The following is a 20,310-nucleotide window of genomic DNA, read 5'->3' as shown; positions in this document are numbered from 1 at the left end:
CCGCATGCAGGGGCGAGCCTTTTTGGTTTCTTTTTTGGCGACTGAAAAAAGAAACTCGCCAGGCAAGGCGAAACAAAGGCTGTCAGCAAAACGCGGCAATCAACTTGGCTAAGCGACTGCCGCCGCCCAGCAGATCACTGGATCGTGTCATCCCGCCCCTTGCGCCGGTACGGGAACACGTCGATCACCTTGCCCGCCTGGATGGCCTCCTGCAGGGACTTCCAGTACGCCGCGTCATACAGCTCGCCATGCAGCTTGTTGAACAGCCGCCGCTGGCCGATGTCGGCGAACAGGAAGCGCGGGAACTCCTCGGGGAAGACGTCGTTCGGAGCCACGGAGTACCAGGGCTCGGCGGCCATCTCGTCCTCGGGGTAGCGCGGCGGCGGGATGACACGGAAGTTCATCTCCGTCAGGTAGCCGATCTCGTCGTAGTCGTAGAACACCACCCGTCCGTGACGGGTGACGCCGAAGTTCTTCAGCAGCATGTCGCCGGGGAAGATGTTGGCCGCGGCCAGTTGCTTGATGGCCAGGCCGTAGTCGTCCAGCGCTTCCAGCACCTGGGGTTCGCTGGCGTTCTCCAGGTAGATGTTCAGCGGGGTCATGCGGCGCTCGGTCCAGCAGTGGCGGATGAGCACGGTGTCGCCTTCCAGCGCGACGGTGGAGGGCGCCACCTCCAGCAGTTCGGCAAGGCAATCCGGGTCGAACTTGGCGCGGGGGAAGCGGAAGTCGGCGAACTCCTGGGTGTCGGCCATGCGCCCGACGCGGTCGACGTTCTTCACCAGCCGGTACTTTTCGATCACGGTGTTGCGGTCCACCGTCTTGGCGTGGGCGAAGCGGTCCTTGATGATCTTGAACACCGTGTTGAAGCCCGGCAGCGTGAACACGCTCATGACCATGCCGCGCACACCCGGCGCCATCACGAAGCGGTCGTCGGTGCTGGCCAGGTGGTTGATCAGCGCGCGGTAGAACTCCGACTTGCCGTGCTTGTAGAAGCCGATGGAGGTGTACAGCTCGGCGATGTGCTTGCCCGGCAGGATGCGCTTGAGGAAGCCGACGAACTCCGCCGGCACGGCCACGTCCACCATGAAGTAGGAGCGGGTGAAGGAGAAGATGATCGACACCTCCGCCTCGTCGGTGATCAGCGCATCGGCCTGGATGCCCCTCCCCTCGCGGTGCAGCAGCGCCACCACCAGCGGCCACTGCTCATCACGGTTGTAGATGCGCCCCACCAGGTAGGCGCCCTTGTTGCGGTAGAGGGTGGAGGAGAACAGCTCGATGCACAGCGCCGGGTCCTTGATGACCCAGTCGGGCAGGCTTTCGCGCAACTGCTCCACCAGGCGGTCGAGGTCGCGCTCCATGTCCTCGAAGGGCACATCGAAGCGGTAGTCGGCAAAGACCTCGCGCAGCACGTCGCGCAGATCGCCGCGCGGGTGGTAGCTGCGGGTCTGCGGGGCACGTTCCTGGCTGCGCAGGGAGGGCCGGGTGGTGTGGATGAACATGCAACCGTCGCTGATCAGGTCGTGGCTGAAGAGGCTGCAGAAGATGGAGTTGAACCAGGTCTCGGCCAGTTCGTCGTCCAGGCGCAGGTCGATCTGCTTGATGTAGGCGCTCTTGACCAGCGGCCAGAGCTGCACGTCCAGCAGCACCTCGTCGTCGAAGGTGCTGCGCAGGCGTTCGCTGACTTCGCCGACCTTGTCTTCGTAGAGGGCGATGCGCGCTGCGGCGGCGCCCTGGATCTCCTGCCACTGGGCCTGCTCGAAGCGGCTGCGCGCGCCGTCGGTGATCTGGCGGAAGTGCTCCCGGTAGTCGTCGAACCCTTCGAGGATCAGGCGCGCGATGTCGGCGGCCGGCCATTGCTGCGTCATGGACTCACACTCGGCTGTGGTGTCGGAACAGCGAGCTTAGCCACAGGTCGGGCCGAAAAAAAGCGCCGTCCCGGACTGACTCACGGGTCGCGTTGCAGCCGGGTCAAGGGGGCCTCAGGCCAACCCGCGGTCACGCAGGTGGGCTGCCAGGTAGTCGATGAAGGCCAGCACCTTGCCGGTGGCCCGGCGGTGGCTGGGGTAGACGGCGAGGATGCGGTCGCCGAAGGCATCCGGGTCAATCTCGTGATCCGGCAGCAGGTTCACCAGGCGCCCGTCGGTCAGGTAGGGAGCGGCGCTCCACAGCGGCGCGTGGATCACTCCCATGCCTGCCAGGGCGTTGGCCAGCAGCAGGTCGTAGTTGTCGCTCTCCAGCCGCGACACGCTCGGGTGCAGCAGGCGGGTGCGCTGGCCATCGCGCTCGACCCACCAGAACTGCCGGCTCAGGGCCGGGTGGCGGTAGCTGAGCCAGTCGTGGGCGTCGATGGCGTCCAGGCTGAAGGGGCCGCGCCGGGCGACGTAGGCGGGGCTGGCGCAGAGGGCGATGCGGTTGCGCCCGACCGGGCGGGCGATGAGCCCCGGCAGGTCGCAGGGGCCTTCACGCAGGGCGAGGTCGTAGCCGGCCTCCACCAGATCGACGAAGGTGTCGGTCAGGTCCACCCGCAGGGTGATCTGTGGGTAGGTGGCGAGGAAGCCGGTGCACACTTCATCGAGGAAAGCGCGACTGAAGGCCAGTGGTGCGGTCATCCGCAGGCTGCCCTTGAGCCCGTGCTGCAGTTGACCGATCTCTTCGCCGACATCGTGCAGGCGCTGCAGCAGTTGCCGCGCCGTTTCCAGGTAGAGCCGCCCGGCCTCGGTGAGCACGATGCGCCGGGTGCTGCGCTCGAACAGGCGCGCGCCCAGTTCCGCTTCCAGGTGGCTGACGGCCTTGGTCAGGGCCGAGGGGGTCTTGCCCAGATGCTCGGCCGCCCGGCTGAAACTGCCGTGGTCGGCGGTGGCGACGAACATCGTGATGGCACCGAGCTTATCCATGGGACTTTTCCAACGGGGCAAAAGCGTTTTGCGTGACCTCGCCGTTATCCACGGCGGAACGAGCCGCTAGTCTCGCCGCCACACCTACAAAAACAAGGGGGCTCCCGTGAAAACTTTCGTTCCTCGACTCCTGGCCACGGCACTGGCTTTTGCCTCGTGGGAAGCCATGGCCGGCGCCGACATGGTGCTGCTCAACGGCAAGGTCTTCACCGCCGACAAGGCCCGGCCGATGGCGCAAGCCCTGGCCGTGGCGGACGGCAAGGTGCTGGCGGTGGGCAGCGATGCGGAAATCAGCGCCCTGGCGGACGCCGGCACCCAGCGCATCGACCTGGGCGGCAAGGCACTGATGCCGGGGCTGATCGACACCCACGCCCACGCCATCTTCGGCGGCCTGGAGATGTCCACCGCCAACATGGGCGATGAGCAGGTGAGCCTGGACGAGCTGGAGAAACGCCTGCGGGCCTGGCGTGACGATGGCACCGCGCGCCGGGGCGATGCGCTCTACGTAGGCGGGATGACCTCGGTCTACTGGGCCCAGGCCGAAGCGTTGGGCCAGCGCTTCGACCAGGGCGAGTGGGCCGGGGTGCCCATCGTCTTCGTCGGCAGCGACCACCACACCGCCTGGGCCAACGCCGCCATGCGCCAGCGCGCCGGCATCGACGCCAAGCTGCTGGCCAGCCTGCCCGAGGCCGAGCGCGGCACCATCGGCCTGGGCAAGGACAGCACGCCCAACGGCTTCCTGGTGGATGCCGGCTGGGACCGCGTGGCCGCCGTACTGCCACCGCTGGAGGCCGCGACCCTGCTGCGGGCGGGCGAAAACGCCGTGAACACCTTCAACAGCCTGGGCGTGACCGCCTGGATGGACCCGGCCGCCAACGGTGCACCGGGTGAGCCGCTGTTCGCCCTGAAGCCCACGGAGAAGTCCGTCGGCGTGCTGCCGGTGTACAAGGCCCTGGCGGACAAGGGCGAGCTGACCGCCCATGTCGCCGCGCTGCTGGTGGCCCACCCGAAGAGCCGCCCCGCCGACCTGGACACCCTGGAGAAGGTGCGCCAGCAGTTCCAGGGCATCGACAACCTGAGCCTGCCGGGGATCAAGATCTTCGCCGACGGCGTGCTGGAGTACCCGGCGCAGAGCGCGGCACTGATCGACCCGTACAGCAACAGCCACAAGCAGGGCGAACTGCTGATCGACCCGGCGCACTTCGGCGAACTGGTCAGTGCGGCGGATGCACGCGGCTGGCTCGTACACATCCACGCCATCGGTGACCGGGCCGTGCGCGAGGCGCTCAATGGCATCGCGCAGGCACGCCGAGACCGGCAGAGCGGCATCACCCACTCCATCACCCACCTGCAACTGGTGAACCCCAAGGAGTTCGCGCGCTTCAAGCCGCTCGACGTGAGCGCCTCGATGCAACTGCTCTGGGCTGCCGGGGACGACTACACGCTGGACATGGTCAAGCCCTACGTCAGCGCCTTCGCCTTCCGCTACCAGTACCCGGCCCATTCGCTGTTGAAGCAGGGAGCAACCCTCGCCGGCGCCAGCGACTGGCCGGTGTCCTCGCCCAATCCGTGGGCCGCCATGGCCCAGGCCATGACCCGCGAGGGAGAGAAAGGCGTGCTCAATGCCGACGAGCGTCTGGACCGGGAGACGATGTTCTACGCCTACACCCTCAACGCCGCCCGGGCCATCGGCCAGGAACAACGCATCGGCTCGCTGGCCGCCGGCAAGCAGGCCGACTTCATCCTCCTCGACCGCGACGTGTTCACCGTGGACGCCAAGGCCCTGGCCGAAACCCGGGTACTGAAGACCTGGTTCGGTGGCCGCGCGGTGTACGAGGCTGGCCTCTAGCTACAGCAACGCCCGCAGAACGGGCCGGGCCAACAAAAACGCCCCGGCAAGCCGGGGCGTTTCGGGTTCGGGTGCGACTTACTTGCCGGTCTTTACCGTGCTCCACACGCGGGTACGGACGCGGTCGAGCTTCATGGGCACGGCTTCGAGGGCGAACAGCTTGGCCATGACCTCTTCCGGCGGGTAGATGGTCGGATCGGCCTTGATGTCCGGGTTCACCTGGACGTCGGAGGCGCTGTTGCCGTTGGCGTACTTCACGTAGTTGCTCACGCCAGCGATCACCTCGGGGCGCAGCAGGTAGTTCATGAAGGCGTAACCGGCCTTCTCATTCGGAGCATCGGCAGGCATGGCCACCATGTCGAACCACATGGGCGAACCTTCCTTGGGAATCGAGTACTTCACCTCGACGCCGTTGCCGGCCTCCTTGGCGCGGGTGGCGGCCTGGAGGATGTCGCCGGAGAAACCGACGGCCACGCAGATCTCGCCGTTGGCCAGGTCGCCCACGTACTTGGAGGAGTGGAAGTAGCGCACGTAGGGGCGCACTTTGAGCAGCGCAGCCTGGGCGGTCTTGTAATCATCAGCCTTCTGGCTGTGGTGCGGCAGGCCCAGGTAGTTGAGGGTGATGGGCAGCAGCTCGGGGCCGTTGTCGAGGATGGCGACGCCGCACTTGGCGAGCTTCTCCATGTACTCGGGCTTGAAGATCAGGTCCCAGGAGTCCAGCGGGGCGTTGTCGCCCAGCACGGCCTTGACCTTGGCGGGGTTGTAGCCGATGCCGGTGCTGCCCCACATGTAGGGGAAGCCGTGCTCGTTGCCCGGGTCGTTCACTTCCAGCGCCTTCATCAGCACCGGGTTGAGGTTCTTCCAGTTGGGTAGCTGGGACTTGTCCAGCTTCTTCAGGGCGCCGGCCTGGATCTGCTTGGCCATGAAGTGGTTGGAAGGCACCACGATGTCGTAGCCGGATTTGCCGGTCATCAACTTGCCGTCGAGCGTCTCGTTGCTGTCGTACACGTCGTAGACGGCCTTGATGCCGGTCTCCTTGGTGAAGTTGGCGACAGTGTCGGGGGCGATGTAGTCGGTCCAGTTGTAGATCTTCACCGTATCCGCTGCCTGGGCCACACCGGATACGGCGAGGGTCAGGAGCATGGGCGCGAAGGAACGTCTCATTGTGGTTGTTTCCTGGCTGTAGAAAGGGTGAACGAGGCACCGCAAGCGTAGAACGATACCGGCGTGTCGCCAGCTTCATCCGCAGGATGGGACGAGACAATGTCTGCGCGGGGCCCATCCTTCCCTGCGGGCCCGCTGGCAAGAATGCGACTGGCGCGGGCGGCCTACAAGTACTTGCCGGTGCTCTGGCGCGCGGGCCGCGACGCTTTGCCAGGGCCGACGCCGCGCCCTGCGGCGATTCGGGCGTTTACCGCCGGCCCGACCGCGACGAAAATACGCACCCCGCCTTCACTGCCACGAGTGCCCGATGCGCGACCTGCCTCCCTTCTCCGCTCCTGTCGTCGAGCTGGTCCAGACCGGCCCGGACCAGGCCGACCTGATCCGCAATCTCTACCAGTTCTATGCCTATGAGTCCTCGGACTGGGAGCAGGAGGACGTGGAGGCCGACGGCCGTTTCTACCTGCATGAGGAGCACCTGGTGCGCTACTGGCAGGAGCCCGACTGGAGCGCCAACCTGCTGCTGGTGGACGGCTTCATCGCCGGGTTCCTGCTGGTGGAGGCCAGCGAGCTGCCGGGAATGGACGCGCTGGAGCTGGCGGACCTGTTCATCCTCAAGAAGTACCGGCGCCAGGGCCTGGGGCGCGCGCTGGTCACCCAGGTGCTGACCAGCGGAGAACGCGATTGGCTGGTGCGTTTCTACCAGGACGATGCCACCGCCCTGGCCTTCTGGCAGGCGGTGCTGCAGGACCTGCCCCGTGCGGTGCAGCAGATCGAGCTGGCGGACGAGCCGCTGCTGCTGAACTACCGGGTGGTGCAGGCCACTCATTGAGTCACGGACGGGGCTGGAACGATGGGGCCACCCGTCTCGCTTTCCGGCCACGAGTGAACTCCGGTGGGTGACGAGCTGTCAGTTCGCTGTCGGCTCGCCGGGTGGACGGCATGGCCATGGGCCATCCGGGCGAGACACTCCCGCGACAGGGAGCCGGCTTCCGTCATGCCCGCCCGGCGGGCCCGTCCATCACCCTATGAAGATTGCGCCATGTCCCGACCCCGTCCCCCGTTCGCCTTCCGCTCCCTGCTCTCCCCGCGCCTGCTCGGCGCCAGCCTGGCCACCGGCCTGCTGCTGGCTGGCAGCGCCGCCCTGGCCGAGGAGGAGAAAGCCGGCAACGTCCGCTGGATCAGCGACAGCCTGACCACTTACGTCCGCAGCGGGCCTACCGATGGCTACCGCATCGTCGGTACGCTGACCTCGGGTCAGAAGGTGAAGCTGCTCTCGACCCAGGGCGACTACAGCCAGGTACGCGGGGAGAACGGCAGCGCCGTGTGGATTCCCAGCCGCGACCTGCAGGAGGTGCCCGGCCAGGCCGAGCGGCTGCCGCAACTGGAACAGGAGGTGGCAGAGTTGAGCACGCAACTGGCCAGCATCGACGACACCTGGAAGCAGCGGGTGCAAGGCATGCAGGAGACGCTGGACTCGCGCAAGGCGTTGATCGACGAACTCCAGGCCGCCCGCGCCTTGCTGGACAGCGAGCTGAGCCAGGCCCGTTCGGACCTGCGCGAGGCCCAGGCGCAGCTGGGAGATGAGAACAAGCAGGTGCTGATGCGCTACATGGTGTACGGCGGCAGCATTGCCGGCGCCGGCCTGCTAGCCGGGCTGGCGCTGCCGACGCTGCTGCGGGTCAGGCGCAAGCGCAACGACCAGTGGATCTGAGGCGGGTGCTGGCCCGAGTCCATCCGGGCCGATCGCGCTTCACGCGAAGCGCAGGGTGACGCGCCGGTTGTGCCGGCTCTTCTTCTCGATCTTGTCGCAGACCACCTGGCCGACCTCGGCGGTGTTCTTCACATGGGTGCCGCCACAGGGCTGGATGTCGACACCGGGAATGTCCACCACCCGCACCATGCCCTGCATGACCGGCGGTGCCACGGCCTGGGTGCGGGTCATCTCCAGCACGGTCTGGTACTCGCTGGACGGCAGCATGTGGACGCGCACGTCCAGGGCTCCATTGACCAGCTCGTTGAGGCTCTGGGTGATCACCTCCTTGTCGAGGGTGGACTCGGGCAGGTCGAAGTCCAGGCGGCCCTTCTCCGCACCGATGCTGCAGCCGGTGACCGGCGCATCGATGATCGAGCAGAGCAGGTGCAGGCAGGTGTGCATGCGCATGTGCTGGTAGCGACGCTCCCAGTCGAGGCAGCCCTGCAACTCCATGCCGGTGGTGACCACCGGTGCGCCCTCCTCCAACTGGTGCCAGATGATCGATTTGAGCAGCGGGTCGCGCTGGGTGCCGATCACCGTCGCCACCGAGCCATCGGGCAGCAGGAAGTGCCCCTGGTCACCCGGCTGGCCACCACCGGTGGGATAGAACAGGGTCTGATCGAGGGCCACGCCCTGCTCGCTGACGGCGAGGACGCGGGCGGTGAAGGTGCGCTGGTAAGGCGCCTCGTCGAACAGGGCATGGGTATGCAGGGTGAATACCGACATGAGGTCAGCCTCCTATGCTGATGAGGTGGGGTTGCAGCACGGACCTGACCAGGGCACAGAGGCCCGGCGGGTCCAGCAGGGTGATGTCCTGGACCGGCCCGACGATGCGCAGGTTCAGGGGGTAGCGCGGGGCCGGTACCACGGCACCGAGGTTGCGCAGGCGGTACTGGCGGTGGTGTTGCTCGCTGAGGGTGCATTCCAGGGACAGGCAGCCGAGGCGACGGTGGTCGGCGTCCAGCACCATCACCTCGCCCGACTCGGGCAGCTCACCCACCAGGTGCAGGCGCTCGCCGAGAACGAACGCACCGAGGAAGCCGCAGTTGGACGACATGCTGGCCCGCTGCATCTGCAACTGGTTGACGATGCTCACCCGGGTGTTGGCGGGCACGTCCCGGGTGATGACGCAGGCGGGACTGATGAACACGTTGTCGCCGATGCTCACCGCGCCGAGGATGCGCGCTCCAGCGCCGACTTCCACACCGTTGCCAAGCCGAGGGTGGCGCTTGCCGCCGGGGTTGTCGGCGATGCCGCTGGCGCCGAGAGTGACGCCCGCCAGCAGGTAGCAGTCGTCGCCGATCTCGCAGGTTTCGCCGATGACGGTGCCGAAGCCATGATCCAGCACGAAGCGCCGCCCGATGCGCGCGGCCGGGTGGATCTCAGCGCCAGACTGCAGCTTGCCGGCGCTGGCGAGCTTGTGGGCGATGATCTCGCGCTCCGCCAGCCCGCCATGCAGCCACACCTGATGGGCCAGACGATGGAAGAGGATGGCCTTGAACGACGCATAGGTCTCGAGGATCAGCCCGGTACGTCCGCAGGACGCGGGATCGCGCGCGGCATAGGCCTGGAGGTCCTCGGCCACCTGCTGCACGGTTGCTTCCATGATGCCGTCGAGGTGCGGCATGAGCATGCCCAAGTCATCGGAAGACAGGATGCGGACCAGGTGGTCCAGCAGCCTGTCGTAGAGTTTCAACCGATCGAGATATCCCCACATGCTGTTAGCCCTCCCCTGGCTGGTCATTCGAAATGTGGCAGGTAGCTGTCGACGCCGTCGTACACCAGGGTCAGCACCCGGGTTCCGGTGGGCAGCTCATGGGCCAGCTCGGCGATGGCCACGAGGTTGGCCGCCGAGGACAACCCCAGGCTGATGGCATCGGTGCGCATGGTGTGGCGCACCCGATCCAGGCAGGCGGCCTTGGAGACCTTGAGCATGCCGTCCAGCACGCCGAGGTTGAGGATGCGCGGCACCAGGCCGATGGACAGGCCCTGGATCTCGTGCGGGGCGTGGCGGTCGTTGAGCAGGTCGCATTGCTCCGGCTCGACGCCGAACACCCGCAGGTGCGGCCAGCGTGCCTTGAGGATTTCCCCCAGGCCGGTGATGTGCCCACCGGTGCCGATGCCGGCCACCAGGCAATCCAGCGGCCGGTCGTCGAAGTCCCGGAGGATTTCCTGCGCGGTGGTGCGCCGGTGGATCTCCGGGTTGGCCGGGTTGCGTTGCTGGTTGAGCATCACGTAGCCGGGGTTTTCCAACTGCAGCTCCATGGCCTTCTCGCCGTGGGAGTTGTTGCCACGGCGACTGTCGGAGAGCACCACCTCGGCGCCATACAGCCGCAGCAGCTTCTGCTTTTCGGGGCTGTAGTTGTCGGGGATGACCAGCACCACGCGGTAGCCGAGCAGGCTGCCGGCCATGGCCAGGCCGATGCCGGTGTTGCCGCCGCTGGGTTCGATGATGGTCTGCCCGCTGCCTGGCACGAGGATGCCGCGCGCCTCGGCGTCACGGACCATGGCCAGGGCGATGCGGGCCTTGTGGCTGCCACCCGGGTTGAGGGACTCCAGCTTGGCGTAGACCTCCAGGCCGGTTTCGGCACTGAAGGCGGCGAGGCGGACCACTGGCGTCTCGCCGATAGCCTGAAGCAGCGATTCGTGGATCATCTCGGTCCCTCAGTACAGCGGCATGTCGTGGTCGACATCCCGGGCCCAGGCCTTGATGCCGCCTTGCAGCACCCGCAAGCCGGTGAAGCCGGCACTCAGCAGCAACTGGGCGGCGCGCTCGGCGCGCGTGCCGCCGTAGCAGACGATGCACAGTGGACGTTCGCGATCGAGTTCAGCGAGGCGGGCATCCAACTCGCCCAGGGGCAGGTTGAGACTGCCGGGCAGGCGACATACCTCCAGCTCGTTCGGCTCGCGCACGTCGAGCAGTTGCAGCTTCTCGCCTCGGGCCAGACTCAGCTGCAGCTCGCGCGGGCTGACGAAGAAGTCGGCGGGCAGGGTCGATTCGCTCATCTGGCTGGAGGCACAGACCACCGGCTCCTCCACCTGCAGCTCGCGGTCGGTACGACTTGGCGAGCAGGTGGGGCAGTCCGCGCGGCGCTTGAAGCGGATCTCGGAGAACTTCATCGACAGCGCGTCGAAGCGCATCAGGCGCCCCACCAGGGGTTCGCCGATACCGAGGATTAGCTTGATTGCCTCGGTGGCCTGGATCAGTCCGACCACGCCCGGCAGTACGCCTATGACGCCGCCGGCATTGCAGTTGGGGGCGAGTTCGGCAGGCGGGCTCTTGGGAAACAGGCAGCGGTAGCAGGGACCGTCCTGGTGGTTGAACACGCTCATCTGTCCGTCGAAGCGATGCAGGGCACCGTACACCAGCGGCCGGCGCAACAGCGCGCAGGCATCGTTGAGCAGGTAGCGGGTGCCGAAGTTGTCAGTGCCATCCACCACCAGGTCGTAATCACCAACGAGGCGCATGGCGTTGTCGGGGGTGATGGCGCAGTCGTGGGCGTGGATCTGGATGCCGGGGTTGAGGTCCTCCAGGCGGCGCCGGGCGGATTCCACCTTCGGCAACCCGAGGGTGGAGGTGCCATGCACCACCTGGCGCTGCAGGTTGCTGCTTTCCACCCGGTCGAAATCCACCAGCCCCAGGGTGCCGACGCCGGCTGCCGCGAGGTAGAGGCTCACCGGGGAGCCCAGGCCACCGGTACCGACCACCAGCACGCGAGACTTCTTCAGTCGCAACTGGCCCTGACGCCCGACATCCGGCAGGGTGATGTGGCGCACGTAGCGCCGCACTTCATCGTTGCTCAGTTCGTCGACATCCAGCCCGCCGGAGGTGGCGAGCATGATGTCCAGCTCGACGCCCGGGGCCAGTTCGCTGTCCACGTCCACCAGCTCGCCGTTGGCGGTGAGCAGGAAGTGCTCCTTGATCTGGGCGTTGCCGTAGAACAGGTGCTCGCGCAGGGCGGCATGCCGTTCGCAGATGCCTTCCACCAGCTCGCGCACCGTCCGGCCTTCGCCTTCCACCCGCGCGGCGGGCAACTTGGCGACCCGCGCCAGTACGTCGGGGAAGATCACCACATTCATAGCCAAACTCCTTTTCTTGCAGGTCGTTATGGGTTGCCGGGGAATTCCCGGCTGCAGACGAATCCTTCGCCGTTCCATTCGAATAGCTTGGCGCCCATCGCCTCGCCGGCGCGGACGTCCACCACGAGGTAGGTCACGGGGTGGATGGGCTGTCCCATGAACAGCGCCTTGTCCTCGTCCTCACGGCTGAAATAGGCCCCCACGTCCGGGTGGGAGTGGTAGATGACGCGCACCGGGTTGTCCCCGCGCAGGCTGCGGTTGAGCAGCAGCGTGTCGGCGACGGCGAAGGTGTAGCCGTTGGCGGCGCTGCGTCGGTACACCTCGGGGCTGCGTTCGTTGAGCTGGTTCTGAATGTTCTCGCCACGGTGTACCCGGGCATCGGCGAACACGAAGCCGCAGCACTCTTCGGGGTAGGTCTCGGCGGCATGGCGGTAGATGGCGCCGAGGACTTCGGCGCTGAAGACGTCCTGGTCAGCCATGGGTCAGTCCTTCTTCGCCAGGAACTTTTCCATGGGCACCTTGGTGATGGCGAAGCCGATCAACAGCAGCGAGGAATAGAACGCCAGGTCACGGGAGATGGTGTGGCCTTCGTACCAGGCCCCGATGATCACAGCGAACACCGGGAAGATGATGAAGACGAAGGACAGGATCACCGGATTGAGGCGCTTGAGCAGGAAGAAGTACACGATGAAGCCGCCCACCGATGCGCACAGCCCCAGGTAGGCCAGCGCCCCCCAGGAACGGCCGCTGATGGCGCCGAAATCCGGCTGCTCCACGCCCAACCCCACGAGGAACAGCATCAGGCCGGCCAGGCCGATGGGCAGGGTGTTGTAGGTGATGACGCTGATCTCCGCGCCCTTCTTCTTGGTCACCACGTAGCACAGCGCATGCATCACGGCCGCCGCGAGGATGGCGAGCACGCCGACGGCCTCGGAGTGCTCCAGGCTCAGCCCCTGCCCGCGCAGGATCATGAACAGGCTGCCGAAGCCGATGGCGATGCCGACCACTTGGGAGAGGTAGATGCGCTCCTGCAGGAACAGCGAGGAGAAGATCAGGATGAACACCGGCATGCAACTGAACAGCAGTGCAGTGAGCCCGGAGGAGACGTGGGTCTCCCCGTAGTTGAGCAGGTAGTACGGCACGCTGAAGTAGCACAGGGTGACGAACACGAAGAAACCGAAGCTGCCCCGAGGGAAGAAGATCGAGTCGCCACGGATCAGGGCGAAGCAGAGGAACAGCGGGAAAGCGATGAGGAAGCGCAGGCCGGAAGCGGTGAGCGGTGGCACGGTTTCCACGGCGATCTTGATGCCCAGCCAGGTGGTGCCCCAACTGAGGCACACAGTCAGGAACAGCAGGCTGGTGACCAATGCCCCCAGCCATTGCTTCCTGGATTTGCTGGTGTTTTCAATTACCGCGGACATTGGCATGATGACAATCCTTCGTAGCTGCTAAATTGACCCTCAAATACCAGGTATCAATCACTGATTGACACGGCTCAATCAGGCTATTAGGACGAAAAATGGCTGTCAAACCAATTATTGACACGGTGTCAATCCTGAAAGACGCACTGAATTCCGGGCAGGGCGCCAAGTACAAGCGCCTCGCCGGAGCGATGGAGATCAGGATCCTGGAAGGGACGATCGAAGGCGGCTCGAAGCTGCCCCCCCACCGTAACCTGGCGGACCGGCTGGGGGTCACCATCGGTACGGTGAGCCGTGCCTATGCCGAGCTGGAGCGGATGGGGCTGGTGGTGGCGCGGGTCGGCGACGGCACCTTCGTGCGGCGTCGCGGCCTGGAGCGCAAGCGCGACGAGGGCTTCCGCAACTTCATCGAGGAGGCGCCGGAGCTCTACGACATGAGCCGGAACATGCATATCCCCGGCCCTGAAACCGCCTTCCTCGCCCAGAGCCTGATGGACCTGGCACGAGACCCGCAGACCCTGCGGGAACTGGCGCTCTATACGCCGGACGCCGGTTTGCCACGCTACCGCCAGGCCGGCGCTGCATGGCTCGCCCATGGCGAGTTCCAGCCCCAGGCGGACCAGGTGCTGTGCGTCAACGGCGGCCAGCACGGCCTGCTCTGCACGCTGATGGCACTGTTGCGGGCCGGAGACACCATCGTCACCGAGCAGCTCACCTATCCCGGACTGATCACCGTGGCGCGGATGCTCGGCATCAAGCTGCTGGGCGTGGACATGGACGAGGAAGGACTGGTCCCGGAATCCCTCGACGAGCTATGCCGCAGCAACCGGGTGTCGGCACTGTACTGCACACCAACCATCCAGAACCCCACCACGGCCGTACTCTCGTCGCAGCGGCGGGAGGCCATTGCGCGGCTGTGCCGCGAACACAACCTGCTAATCATCGAGGACGAGGCCCACGCGGTGCTGGTGGAAGACCGCCCGCCACCGATGACCCACTACGCGCCGGAGCGCTGCATCCTCATCAGCAGCCTGAGCAAGGCGGTGGCGGCCGGGCTGCGGGTGGGCTACCTGCATGCACCGACTACGCTGGTCAGCCGCATCGCCGCCGCGTTGCGCGCCACCTGCTGGATGGCCACACCCCTGGCGCTGGAGCTGTCTACCCAGTGGATCGAGAACGGCACGGCGAGCAAGTTGCTGCACCAGCAGATCGCCGAGATCGGCCGGCGCAAGGCGCTCGTGGAGGGCTTGCTGGACGGGTTGCAGTACCGCACCCACCCGCAAAGCCCGCACTTCTGGATCGAGGTGCCGGAGGCCTGGCGCGCCTCCGACGTGGAGGCCGACCTGAAGCTGCGCAACTACCTGATCACCGCCGCCGAAACCTTCGCCGTCGGCCGGGCGGCGGTGCCCCAGTACGTACGCGCCAGCGTCAGCAATGCCTCCACCAGTGACCAGTTGCTGTACGACGGCTTCCTCGCCCTCGCCAGCACCCTGCGCCACGGGGCGGAACGTTTCGAAGCCTGATCAGCGCCAGTGGCGCTGCTGAACCTTGCGAGCACGGCCGACACCGGCCAGGCGCGCCAGGCCCAGCGCCAGGCTCTCCAGCAGCCAGGCCAGGAGGAAAGCCCAGGCCAGGCCCCAGCCGATGGCCTCGGGCACCAGCAGCACCTGGTAGCTGTAGGCGTTGGCGGTCTCCAGCAGCAGCTCGCGGTCGGCCGCGCTCAGCACGTGCCAGGTGCGTGCGTACCAGGCACCCTGCATGGCCTGCCATTCCAGCTGCAGCAAGGTATCGCGGTTGACCAGGGTGGCGACGCTGTCGGCGTCGCTGCGCATCACCGGGTCGTCGCTCTGGCGGTAATGCGCCACCAGGGCGTCGAGGTTGCCGTCGAAGAAGCGCTTGGCCGTCTCGCGGAACCCTGCCAGGGCGCGTTCGGCTTCCAGTCGATGGGCCTCCACGCGCTTGGCGTAGTCATCGACGAAGCCGGGAACCTGGACGCCAACCAGCAGCCCCAGGGTGAACAGCACCAGCCTCAGGTAGCTTCTCAGCATCGCCCCTCTCCTCTCAGGTCTGGCCCGAGGCCAGGCATTCGCCGCGTCGCCACAGGGCCCAGGCCCCGGGCTGGTAGCGCGTCCAGGTTTCGTTGTCGGTGAGCGGCTCGGTGGCGATCACCGTCACCACGTCATCCGGGGTGGTCTCGGCCTGGAAGTCCACCGTCAGGTCGGCGTCCTTCAACCGCGCCGGGCCGAAGGGCGCACGGCGGGTGATGTGGGCCAGCTTGGTGGAACAGAAGCAGAACAGCCAGTCACCGTCACTGACCAGGGCATTGAACACGCCCCGGGTACGGTACTCGGAACAGGCCTGCACCAGCACCGGCAGCAGCACCTCCACCGGCACCGGTTCCGGGAAGCCCTGGCGCACCCGGTTGAGCAGGTCGCAGAAGGCCGCCTCGCTGTCGGTGTCGCCCACCGGGCGGTAGAAGCTGGGAACGGGCTGGAAGTCCGCCAACTGGCCGTTGTGGGCAAAGCACCAGTTGCGCCCCCAGAGCTCCCGCACGAAGGGGTGGGTATTGGCCAGACAGACCTTGCCGACGTTGGCCTGGCGGATATGGCCGATGACGGTCTCGCTCTTGATCGGGTAGCGCTGCACCAGGCGCGCCACCTCGGACTCGACACTGGCCGACGGGTCCTGGAACAGGCGCAGCCCCCGCCCCTCGTAGAAGCCGATGCCCCAACCGTCACGGTGGGGGCCCGTACCGCCGCCACGCTGCATCAGGCCGGTGAAGCTGAACACGATGTCGGTGGGGACGTTGGCACTCATGCCGAGCAGTTCGCACATGGATCAAGGCTCTCGTTTCATGGCCCGCCGCAACAGGTCGGCTTCCCGTTCCAGGCGCGCCTGGAGCGCAGTGCGCCCCAGGGGCAGGAAACGGGTCAGCGCCCGCCACAACAGGCCCGCCAGGTCACCCCGGCGTCTTGGAATCAGGTGGAGATGCAGGTGGGGCACGTGCTGGTTCGCATCCGGCCCGTCGTTCACCAGCATGTTGATGCCCTGTTCGCCAAGGCCAGCCCTGCGCATCGCCGCCATCAGCTCATCGGCCAGGGGCAGCAGGCGCGCGCGGGCGCTCTCGGGCAGGTCATGGAGATACGGCGCATGTTGCCGGGCGACCACCAGGACGTGGGCCGGGCGCAGGGGGAAGATGTCCAGCAGCACCAGGAAATCCGCCTCCTCGTGCAGCACATGAGCCGGTGCATGGCCACCGGCGATGGCGCAGAACACGCAATCCATCGGGCACTCCCTGGCGAATGAAAGGGTCCTGCTGCGTGGCTAGAGGCGCGGTTCGATCCGCAGGCGGCGGTCGCCGCGGGCATCGGTGCGGGTGTCGAAGCGGGCATCCCCCTCGCGCTCCATCAACTGGCGCAGGGTGGGCTCCTCATCGTCCACGGGCTCCTCGGCCGGCCGCTCGCGGGCCGCACGGCGAGCCTTGATCGCCCGCTCGATGGGCCAACGGATGGCCACGAAGACCAGGTACAGCACCAAGCCGATCATGCCGTACATGGCCAGGTCGGAGACCGCCTTCCAGGCGTTGTTGCCCACCTTGAACACCATGTCCAGCGCCGTCACCGCCACGGCGGGGGCGTACAGGTCACGGCCCGGATCCACCGGCGTAGGGGTCAGCAGCAGCACCGCCACTACCAGGCGCACCGGCTCGCGCAGCCAGCGCCACATCCAGCCGGTCGCACGGAAGCACACCAGCAGGCAGCCAAGGGCCGCCACGGCGTAGGCACCCCAGGCAAGTAGGTAGTCGTGTTCGTTCATTGGCTTCCGTGGCATGGCGGGCAAAGGGGCGCTTATGATAGCGACTTTTCCCCGCTCCGGCGTCCCCCCGCCGTCGCCCGCCGCCCCCGAGAGGACCTCATGTCATACGCCCCCATCGCCCGAGCCCAGGATGGCGCCGATCCCTACCGCTGGCTGGAAGAACGCGACGCCCCCGAGGTGCTGGATTACCTGAAGGCCGAGAACGCCTGGCTGGACGAGCAACTGGCCGACCAGTCCGACCTGCGCGAGCGCCTGTTCCAGGAAATCCGCGGCCGCATCCGCGAGACCGACCTGTCCCTCGCCACGCCCTGGGGTCCCTACCTTTATTACCAGCGCACCACCGCCGGCGATGAATACCCGCGCCACTACCGCTGTGCGCGCCCGCAGGACGGCTCCCTGGACATCGACCCGGCCACCGAGCAGTTGCTGCTGGACCCGAACGCGCTGGCGAGCGACGGCTTCCTCTCGGTCGGTGCCTTCAGCGTCAGCCCCGACCACCGCCTGCTGGCCTACAGCCTCGACACCAGCGGCGACGAGGTCTACGAGCTGTTCGTCCGCGACCTTGTGGACGGCACCCTGCATGCCCTCCCCTTCGACGACTGCGACGGCAGCATGACCTGGGCCAACGACAGCCGCACGCTGTTCTTCGGCGAGCTGGACGAGACCCACCGCCCCTTCCGCCTGCACCGTTACCGCCTGGGCGAGGCCCGTGCGGAACAGGTCTTCGAGGAACCGGACGGGCGCTTCTTCCTCGGCTGCCACCGTGCCAGCTCCGAGCGCCAGTTGCTGCTGGACCTGTCCAGCAAGACCACCAGCGAAACCTGGGTGCTGGACGCCGGGACGCCCGATGCCGACTTCCGCTGCATCGCCCCTCGCGAGGAAGGCCACGAGTACTACGTCGACCACGGCCAGGTCGATGGACACTGGTGCTGGCTGATCCGCAGCAACCAGGCCGGCATCAACTTCGCCCTCTACCTGGCCGAGGAGGCGGACCCGAGCCGCGAGCACTGGCAGGAGCGTATCCCCCACGACCCCGAGCGCATGCTGGAGGATCTCAGCCTCAACAGCAGCGCCCTCACCCTCAGCCTGCGCGAAGGCGGCCTGCCGGTGATCGAAGTGCACCCTGCCAGCGGCACCGCCTACCGCGTGCAACTGCCGGATGCGGCCTACAGCCTCTACGTGCAGGACAGCCTGGAGTTCGACAGCCCGGTGATCCGTCTGCGCTACGAAGCCCTCAACCGCCCTGCCCAGGTCCGCGAGCTGCGCCTGGCCGACGGTGAGCAGCGAGTGCTCAAGCAGACGCCGGTGGAAGGCCCGTTCGACGCCGATGCCTACGTCAGCCAGCGCCTCTGGGCCACGGCAGCGGACGGCACGCGCATCCCCATCAGCCTGGTCGCCCGCCGCGAAACCCTGGGCCACCCGGCGCCGCTCTACCTCTATGGCTATGGCGCCTACGGCGCGAGCCTCGACCCCTGGTTTTCCCATGCCCGCCTGAGTTTGCTGGACCGTGGCTTCGTCTTCGCCATCGCCCACGTACGCGGCGGCGGTGAGCTGGGCGAAGCCTGGTACCGCGCCGGCAAGCTGGAGCACAAGGCCAACACCTTCGGCGACTTCATCGCCTGTGCCGAGCACCTGCTGGCGGAGGGCCTGACGACCCGCGAACAGCTCGTCATCAGCGGCGGCAGTGCCGGCGGACTGCTGATCGGCGCCGTGCTCAACCAGCGCCCAGAGCTGTTCGCAGCGGCCATCGCCGAAGTGCCCTTCGTCGACGTGCTCAACACCATGCAGAATCCCGACCTGCCGCTCACCGTCACCGAGTACGACGAGTGGGGCGACCCGAACCAGCCCGAAGTGTTCGAACGCATCCGCAGCTATGCCCCCTACGAAAACGTGAAGCCCCAGGCCTACCCGGCGCTGCTGGTGGTGGCCGGCTACAACGACTCGCGGGTGCAGTACTGGGAAGCCGCCAAATGGGTGGCGAAGCTGCGGGCGACCCGCACCGACGACCACCTGCTGCTGCTCAAGACCGACCTCGGTGCCGGCCACGGCGGCATGAGCGGGCGCTACCAGGCGCTGCGCGACGTCGCCCTGGAATACGCCTTTCTGTTCAAGGTGCTGGGGCTGGCTGCCGCGTGAAGGTCCAGCGCCTGCTGTTCATCTGCGGCCAGAATCGGCTGCGCAGCCCCACCGCCGAGCAACTGTTCGCCAGCTGGCCAGGGATCGAGACCGACTCGGCCGGCCTCAAGGCCGAGGCGGAGACCCCGGTAACGCCCGAGGCCCTGGCCTGGGCGGACCTGATCCTGGTTATGGAGGGCAGCCATCGGCGCAAGCTGGCGGCACGCTTCCCCGCCGCGCTCAAGGGCAAGCGCGTGGTCAGCCTGGATATCCCCGACGAGTACGACTACATGGACCCGGCCCTGGTGGCGCTGCTCCAGGCCCGGGTACCGCCGCTGCTGCGCTAGGGCGCCGGCGTCTTCTCACCGTTGCCCAGCCCCCTGCTGTTACGGTCGAGCTGTTCCTGCAGCAGCGGAATGCGTTCGTCACGCGGGTCTGCCTGGCGCGTGGTCGGCGGGTTCACCAGCAACGGCGGACTGCCCGGCGGGGCGGCAGACGGAAGGCTCGGCGGACTGGGTTGGGAATAGGGCTGTGGCGTGGCGGTACCGGGCGAACCGGGTGCCGGCGTGCCGGGCGAGCGCAACAAGGGCGGCTGCTGGGCCTGGGCGGCGCAACTGATCGCGACCAGCGCGGAAAATGCGAGCACAATGGCGCGCTTCATCTGGACCTCCTGCCTTTCGGCATCGACGTTCCCAGTCTAACGGCCAGCTCACGGCTGCCCGACCACTCCGACGGAATGCCCCATGACCAACAACGACATACTGCGCAGCCTGCGCTACCTGCTGGACATCAGCGACGCACGGGTGGTGGAAATCATCGGCCTGGCCGACCAGGAAGTGAGCCTGCAGGAAGTCGCGGCCTGGCTGACCCGCGAAGATGAGGAGGGCTACCACGCCTGCAGCGACCGGCGCCTGGCCGGCTTTCTCGACGGGCTGGTCTACGCCATGCGCGGCAGGGACGAGAGCCGCCCGCCCTTCCCCCTCGAACTGCCGATGAGCAACAACCAGGTGCTGAAGAAGCTGCGCGTGGCCCTGGAGCTGCGCGAGGACGACATCCTCGACATCCTCCGCGAAGCCGACCTGCCCATGACCCGTGCCGAGGTGGGGGCGCTGTTCCGCAAGAAGGACCACAAGAACTACCGCCCTTGCGGCGACCAGGTGCTGCGCAACTTCCTCCGCGGCCTCACCGCCAGACGGCGCCCGCCTCAAGGCTGAGAAC

21 protein-coding genes are annotated in these 20,310 nt (G+C 66.9%); 7 read left to right on the top strand and 14 right to left on the bottom strand.

Annotated features, from left to right (window positions below; all coding sequences use genetic code 11):
* Positions 1-134: 134 nt before the first annotated feature.
* Both aceK and A9G05_RS15205 read right to left on the bottom strand, forming a co-directional pair.
* Positions 135-1,865 carry a bifunctional isocitrate dehydrogenase kinase/phosphatase gene (gene aceK, locus A9G05_RS15210; protein ID WP_069561779.1) on the bottom strand — a complete coding sequence of 577 codons (1,731 nt, stop codon included), beginning with the start codon at positions 1,863-1,865 and terminating at the stop codon, positions 135-137.
* Positions 1,866-1,979: 114 nt separating this feature from the next.
* On the bottom strand, positions 1,980-2,894 hold the full coding sequence (locus A9G05_RS15205; protein ID WP_069561778.1) for a LysR family transcriptional regulator: 915 nt from the start codon (positions 2,892-2,894) through the stop codon (positions 1,980-1,982).
* Between the two features lie 106 nt (positions 2,895-3,000).
* Between A9G05_RS15205 and A9G05_RS15200 the strand changes: the two genes are divergently transcribed.
* Positions 3,001-4,743, top strand: a complete 1,743-nt coding sequence (locus A9G05_RS15200) for an amidohydrolase (RefSeq protein ID WP_069561777.1) — start codon at positions 3,001-3,003, stop codon at positions 4,741-4,743.
* A gap of 78 nt (positions 4,744-4,821) precedes the next feature.
* Here A9G05_RS15200 and A9G05_RS15195 read toward each other — a convergent pair whose 3' ends face one another.
* Positions 4,822-5,907, bottom strand: coding sequence for a polyamine ABC transporter substrate-binding protein (locus A9G05_RS15195; protein ID WP_069561776.1), 1,086 nt, complete (start codon positions 5,905-5,907; stop codon positions 4,822-4,824).
* Between the two features lie 307 nt (positions 5,908-6,214).
* Here A9G05_RS15195 and A9G05_RS15190 point away from each other — a divergent pair, with 307 nt between their 5' ends.
* Both A9G05_RS15190 and A9G05_RS15185 read left to right on the top strand, forming a co-directional pair.
* Positions 6,215-6,736: a GNAT family N-acetyltransferase gene (locus tag A9G05_RS15190; RefSeq protein ID WP_044408498.1), complete on the top strand. Its 522-nt coding sequence runs from the start codon at positions 6,215-6,217 to the stop codon at positions 6,734-6,736.
* A gap of 210 nt (positions 6,737-6,946) precedes the next feature.
* Positions 6,947-7,618, top strand: coding sequence for a TIGR04211 family SH3 domain-containing protein (locus tag A9G05_RS15185; RefSeq protein ID WP_069561775.1), 672 nt, complete (start codon positions 6,947-6,949; stop codon positions 7,616-7,618).
* 39 nt (positions 7,619-7,657) lie between these two features.
* On the opposite strand, the gene A9G05_RS15180 is transcribed toward A9G05_RS15185, so the two are convergent.
* Genes A9G05_RS15180 through A9G05_RS15155 form a run of 6 tightly spaced genes read right to left on the bottom strand, consistent with a single transcriptional unit; the run spans position 7,658 to position 13,161 of the window.
* Entirely contained in the window at positions 7,658-8,386 is a 729-nt protein-coding gene (locus A9G05_RS15180) for an alanyl-tRNA editing protein (protein WP_069561774.1), read from the bottom strand.
* 4 nt (positions 8,387-8,390) lie between these two features.
* On the bottom strand, positions 8,391-9,377 hold the full coding sequence (locus A9G05_RS15175) for a serine O-acetyltransferase (RefSeq protein ID WP_069561773.1): 987 nt from the start codon (positions 9,375-9,377) through the stop codon (positions 8,391-8,393).
* 23 nt (positions 9,378-9,400) lie between these two features.
* Positions 9,401-10,315 carry a PLP-dependent cysteine synthase family protein gene (locus A9G05_RS15170; protein WP_069561772.1) on the bottom strand — a complete coding sequence of 305 codons (915 nt, stop codon included), beginning with the start codon at positions 10,313-10,315 and terminating at the stop codon, positions 9,401-9,403.
* Positions 10,316-10,324: 9 nt separating this feature from the next.
* Positions 10,325-11,740 (bottom strand): molybdopterin-synthase adenylyltransferase MoeB, encoded by a 1,416-nt coding sequence (gene moeB, locus A9G05_RS15165; RefSeq protein WP_069561771.1) that lies wholly within the window; start codon positions 11,738-11,740, stop codon positions 10,325-10,327.
* A 26-nt stretch (positions 11,741-11,766) separates the two neighbouring features.
* On the bottom strand, positions 11,767-12,219 hold the full coding sequence (locus tag A9G05_RS28475) for a Mov34/MPN/PAD-1 family protein (protein WP_044408514.1): 453 nt from the start codon (positions 12,217-12,219) through the stop codon (positions 11,767-11,769).
* Between the two features lie 3 nt (positions 12,220-12,222).
* On the bottom strand, positions 12,223-13,161 hold the full coding sequence (locus tag A9G05_RS15155; RefSeq protein WP_044408517.1) for a DMT family transporter: 939 nt from the start codon (positions 13,159-13,161) through the stop codon (positions 12,223-12,225).
* A 98-nt stretch (positions 13,162-13,259) separates the two neighbouring features.
* Between A9G05_RS15155 and A9G05_RS15150 the strand changes: the two genes are divergently transcribed.
* Complete coding sequence (locus A9G05_RS15150) at positions 13,260-14,684, top strand: PLP-dependent aminotransferase family protein (RefSeq protein WP_069561770.1); 1,425 nt, start codon at positions 13,260-13,262, stop codon at positions 14,682-14,684.
* Here A9G05_RS15150 and A9G05_RS15145 read toward each other — a convergent pair whose 3' ends face one another.
* Genes A9G05_RS15145 through A9G05_RS15130 form a run of 4 tightly spaced genes read right to left on the bottom strand, consistent with a single transcriptional unit; the run spans position 14,685 to position 16,977 of the window.
* Positions 14,685-15,209, bottom strand: a complete 525-nt coding sequence (locus A9G05_RS15145; RefSeq protein WP_069561769.1) for a DUF2937 family protein — start codon at positions 15,207-15,209, stop codon at positions 14,685-14,687.
* A gap of 13 nt (positions 15,210-15,222) precedes the next feature.
* On the bottom strand, positions 15,223-15,996 hold the full coding sequence (locus A9G05_RS15140) for a class II glutamine amidotransferase (protein ID WP_069561768.1): 774 nt from the start codon (positions 15,994-15,996) through the stop codon (positions 15,223-15,225).
* Between the two features lie 3 nt (positions 15,997-15,999).
* A complete protein-coding gene (locus A9G05_RS15135; protein WP_069561767.1) occupies positions 16,000-16,446 on the bottom strand; it encodes an HIT family protein in 447 nt (148 codons plus the stop codon).
* A 39-nt stretch (positions 16,447-16,485) separates the two neighbouring features.
* Entirely contained in the window at positions 16,486-16,977 is a 492-nt protein-coding gene (locus tag A9G05_RS15130) for an MFS transporter (protein ID WP_069561766.1), read from the bottom strand.
* Positions 16,978-17,076: 99 nt separating this feature from the next.
* On the opposite strand from A9G05_RS15130, the gene A9G05_RS15125 reads away from it, so the two are divergent.
* Complete coding sequence (locus A9G05_RS15125; RefSeq protein ID WP_069561765.1) at positions 17,077-19,113, top strand: S9 family peptidase; 2,037 nt, start codon at positions 17,077-17,079, stop codon at positions 19,111-19,113.
* Positions 19,110-19,439: a low molecular weight protein tyrosine phosphatase family protein gene (locus A9G05_RS15120; RefSeq protein ID WP_069561764.1), complete on the top strand. Its 330-nt coding sequence runs from the start codon at positions 19,110-19,112 to the stop codon at positions 19,437-19,439. The genes A9G05_RS15125 and A9G05_RS15120 overlap by 4 nt, the downstream gene beginning before the upstream one ends.
* On the opposite strand, the gene A9G05_RS15115 is transcribed toward A9G05_RS15120, so the two are convergent.
* Positions 19,436-19,753 carry a hypothetical protein gene (locus A9G05_RS15115; RefSeq protein WP_069561763.1) on the bottom strand — a complete coding sequence of 106 codons (318 nt, stop codon included), beginning with the start codon at positions 19,751-19,753 and terminating at the stop codon, positions 19,436-19,438. The two genes, A9G05_RS15120 and A9G05_RS15115, sit on opposite strands and share 4 nt — an antisense overlap.
* 82 nt (positions 19,754-19,835) lie before the next feature.
* Here A9G05_RS15115 and A9G05_RS15110 point away from each other — a divergent pair, with 82 nt between their 5' ends.
* Positions 19,836-20,306, top strand: coding sequence for a DUF1456 family protein (locus A9G05_RS15110; RefSeq protein ID WP_069561762.1), 471 nt, complete (start codon positions 19,836-19,838; stop codon positions 20,304-20,306).
* The last annotated feature ends 4 nt before the right edge of the window (positions 20,307-20,310 follow it).

Source organism: Pseudomonas sp. ENNP23, assembly GCF_001728945.1.
Lineage (GTDB): Bacteria > Pseudomonadota > Gammaproteobacteria > Pseudomonadales > Pseudomonadaceae > Metapseudomonas > Metapseudomonas otitidis.
This window is presented reverse-complemented; position numbering and strand designations above follow the sequence as displayed.

Coding starts and splice junctions, on each gene's coding strand:
- aceK (WP_069561779.1), bottom strand. CDS start 1,865: ATGACGCAGCAATGGCCGGCCGCCGACATCGCGCGCCTGATCCTCGAA.
- A9G05_RS15205 (WP_069561778.1), bottom strand. CDS start 2,894: ATGGATAAGCTCGGTGCCATCACGATGTTCGTCGCCACCGCCGACCAC.
- A9G05_RS15195 (WP_069561776.1), bottom strand. CDS start 5,907: ATGAGACGTTCCTTCGCGCCCATGCTCCTGACCCTCGCCGTATCCGGT.
- A9G05_RS15190 (WP_044408498.1), top strand. CDS start 6,215: ATGCGCGACCTGCCTCCCTTCTCCGCTCCTGTCGTCGAGCTGGTCCAG.
- A9G05_RS15185 (WP_069561775.1), top strand. CDS start 6,947: ATGTCCCGACCCCGTCCCCCGTTCGCCTTCCGCTCCCTGCTCTCCCCG.
- A9G05_RS15180 (WP_069561774.1), bottom strand. CDS start 8,386: ATGTCGGTATTCACCCTGCATACCCATGCCCTGTTCGACGAGGCGCCT.
- A9G05_RS15175 (WP_069561773.1), bottom strand. CDS start 9,377: ATGTGGGGATATCTCGATCGGTTGAAACTCTACGACAGGCTGCTGGAC.
- A9G05_RS15170 (WP_069561772.1), bottom strand. CDS start 10,315: ATGATCCACGAATCGCTGCTTCAGGCTATCGGCGAGACGCCAGTGGTC.
- moeB (WP_069561771.1), bottom strand. CDS start 11,740: ATGAATGTGGTGATCTTCCCCGACGTACTGGCGCGGGTCGCCAAGTTG.
- A9G05_RS28475 (WP_044408514.1), bottom strand. CDS start 12,219: ATGGCTGACCAGGACGTCTTCAGCGCCGAAGTCCTCGGCGCCATCTAC.
- A9G05_RS15155 (WP_044408517.1), bottom strand. CDS start 13,161: ATGTCCGCGGTAATTGAAAACACCAGCAAATCCAGGAAGCAATGGCTG.
- A9G05_RS15150 (WP_069561770.1), top strand. CDS start 13,260: ATGGCTGTCAAACCAATTATTGACACGGTGTCAATCCTGAAAGACGCA.
- A9G05_RS15145 (WP_069561769.1), bottom strand. CDS start 15,209: ATGCTGAGAAGCTACCTGAGGCTGGTGCTGTTCACCCTGGGGCTGCTG.
- A9G05_RS15140 (WP_069561768.1), bottom strand. CDS start 15,996: ATGTGCGAACTGCTCGGCATGAGTGCCAACGTCCCCACCGACATCGTG.
- A9G05_RS15135 (WP_069561767.1), bottom strand. CDS start 16,446: ATGGATTGCGTGTTCTGCGCCATCGCCGGTGGCCATGCACCGGCTCAT.
- A9G05_RS15130 (WP_069561766.1), bottom strand. CDS start 16,977: ATGAACGAACACGACTACCTACTTGCCTGGGGTGCCTACGCCGTGGCG.
- A9G05_RS15125 (WP_069561765.1), top strand. CDS start 17,077: ATGTCATACGCCCCCATCGCCCGAGCCCAGGATGGCGCCGATCCCTAC.
- A9G05_RS15115 (WP_069561763.1), bottom strand. CDS start 19,753: ATGAAGCGCGCCATTGTGCTCGCATTTTCCGCGCTGGTCGCGATCAGT.
- A9G05_RS15110 (WP_069561762.1), top strand. CDS start 19,836: ATGACCAACAACGACATACTGCGCAGCCTGCGCTACCTGCTGGACATC.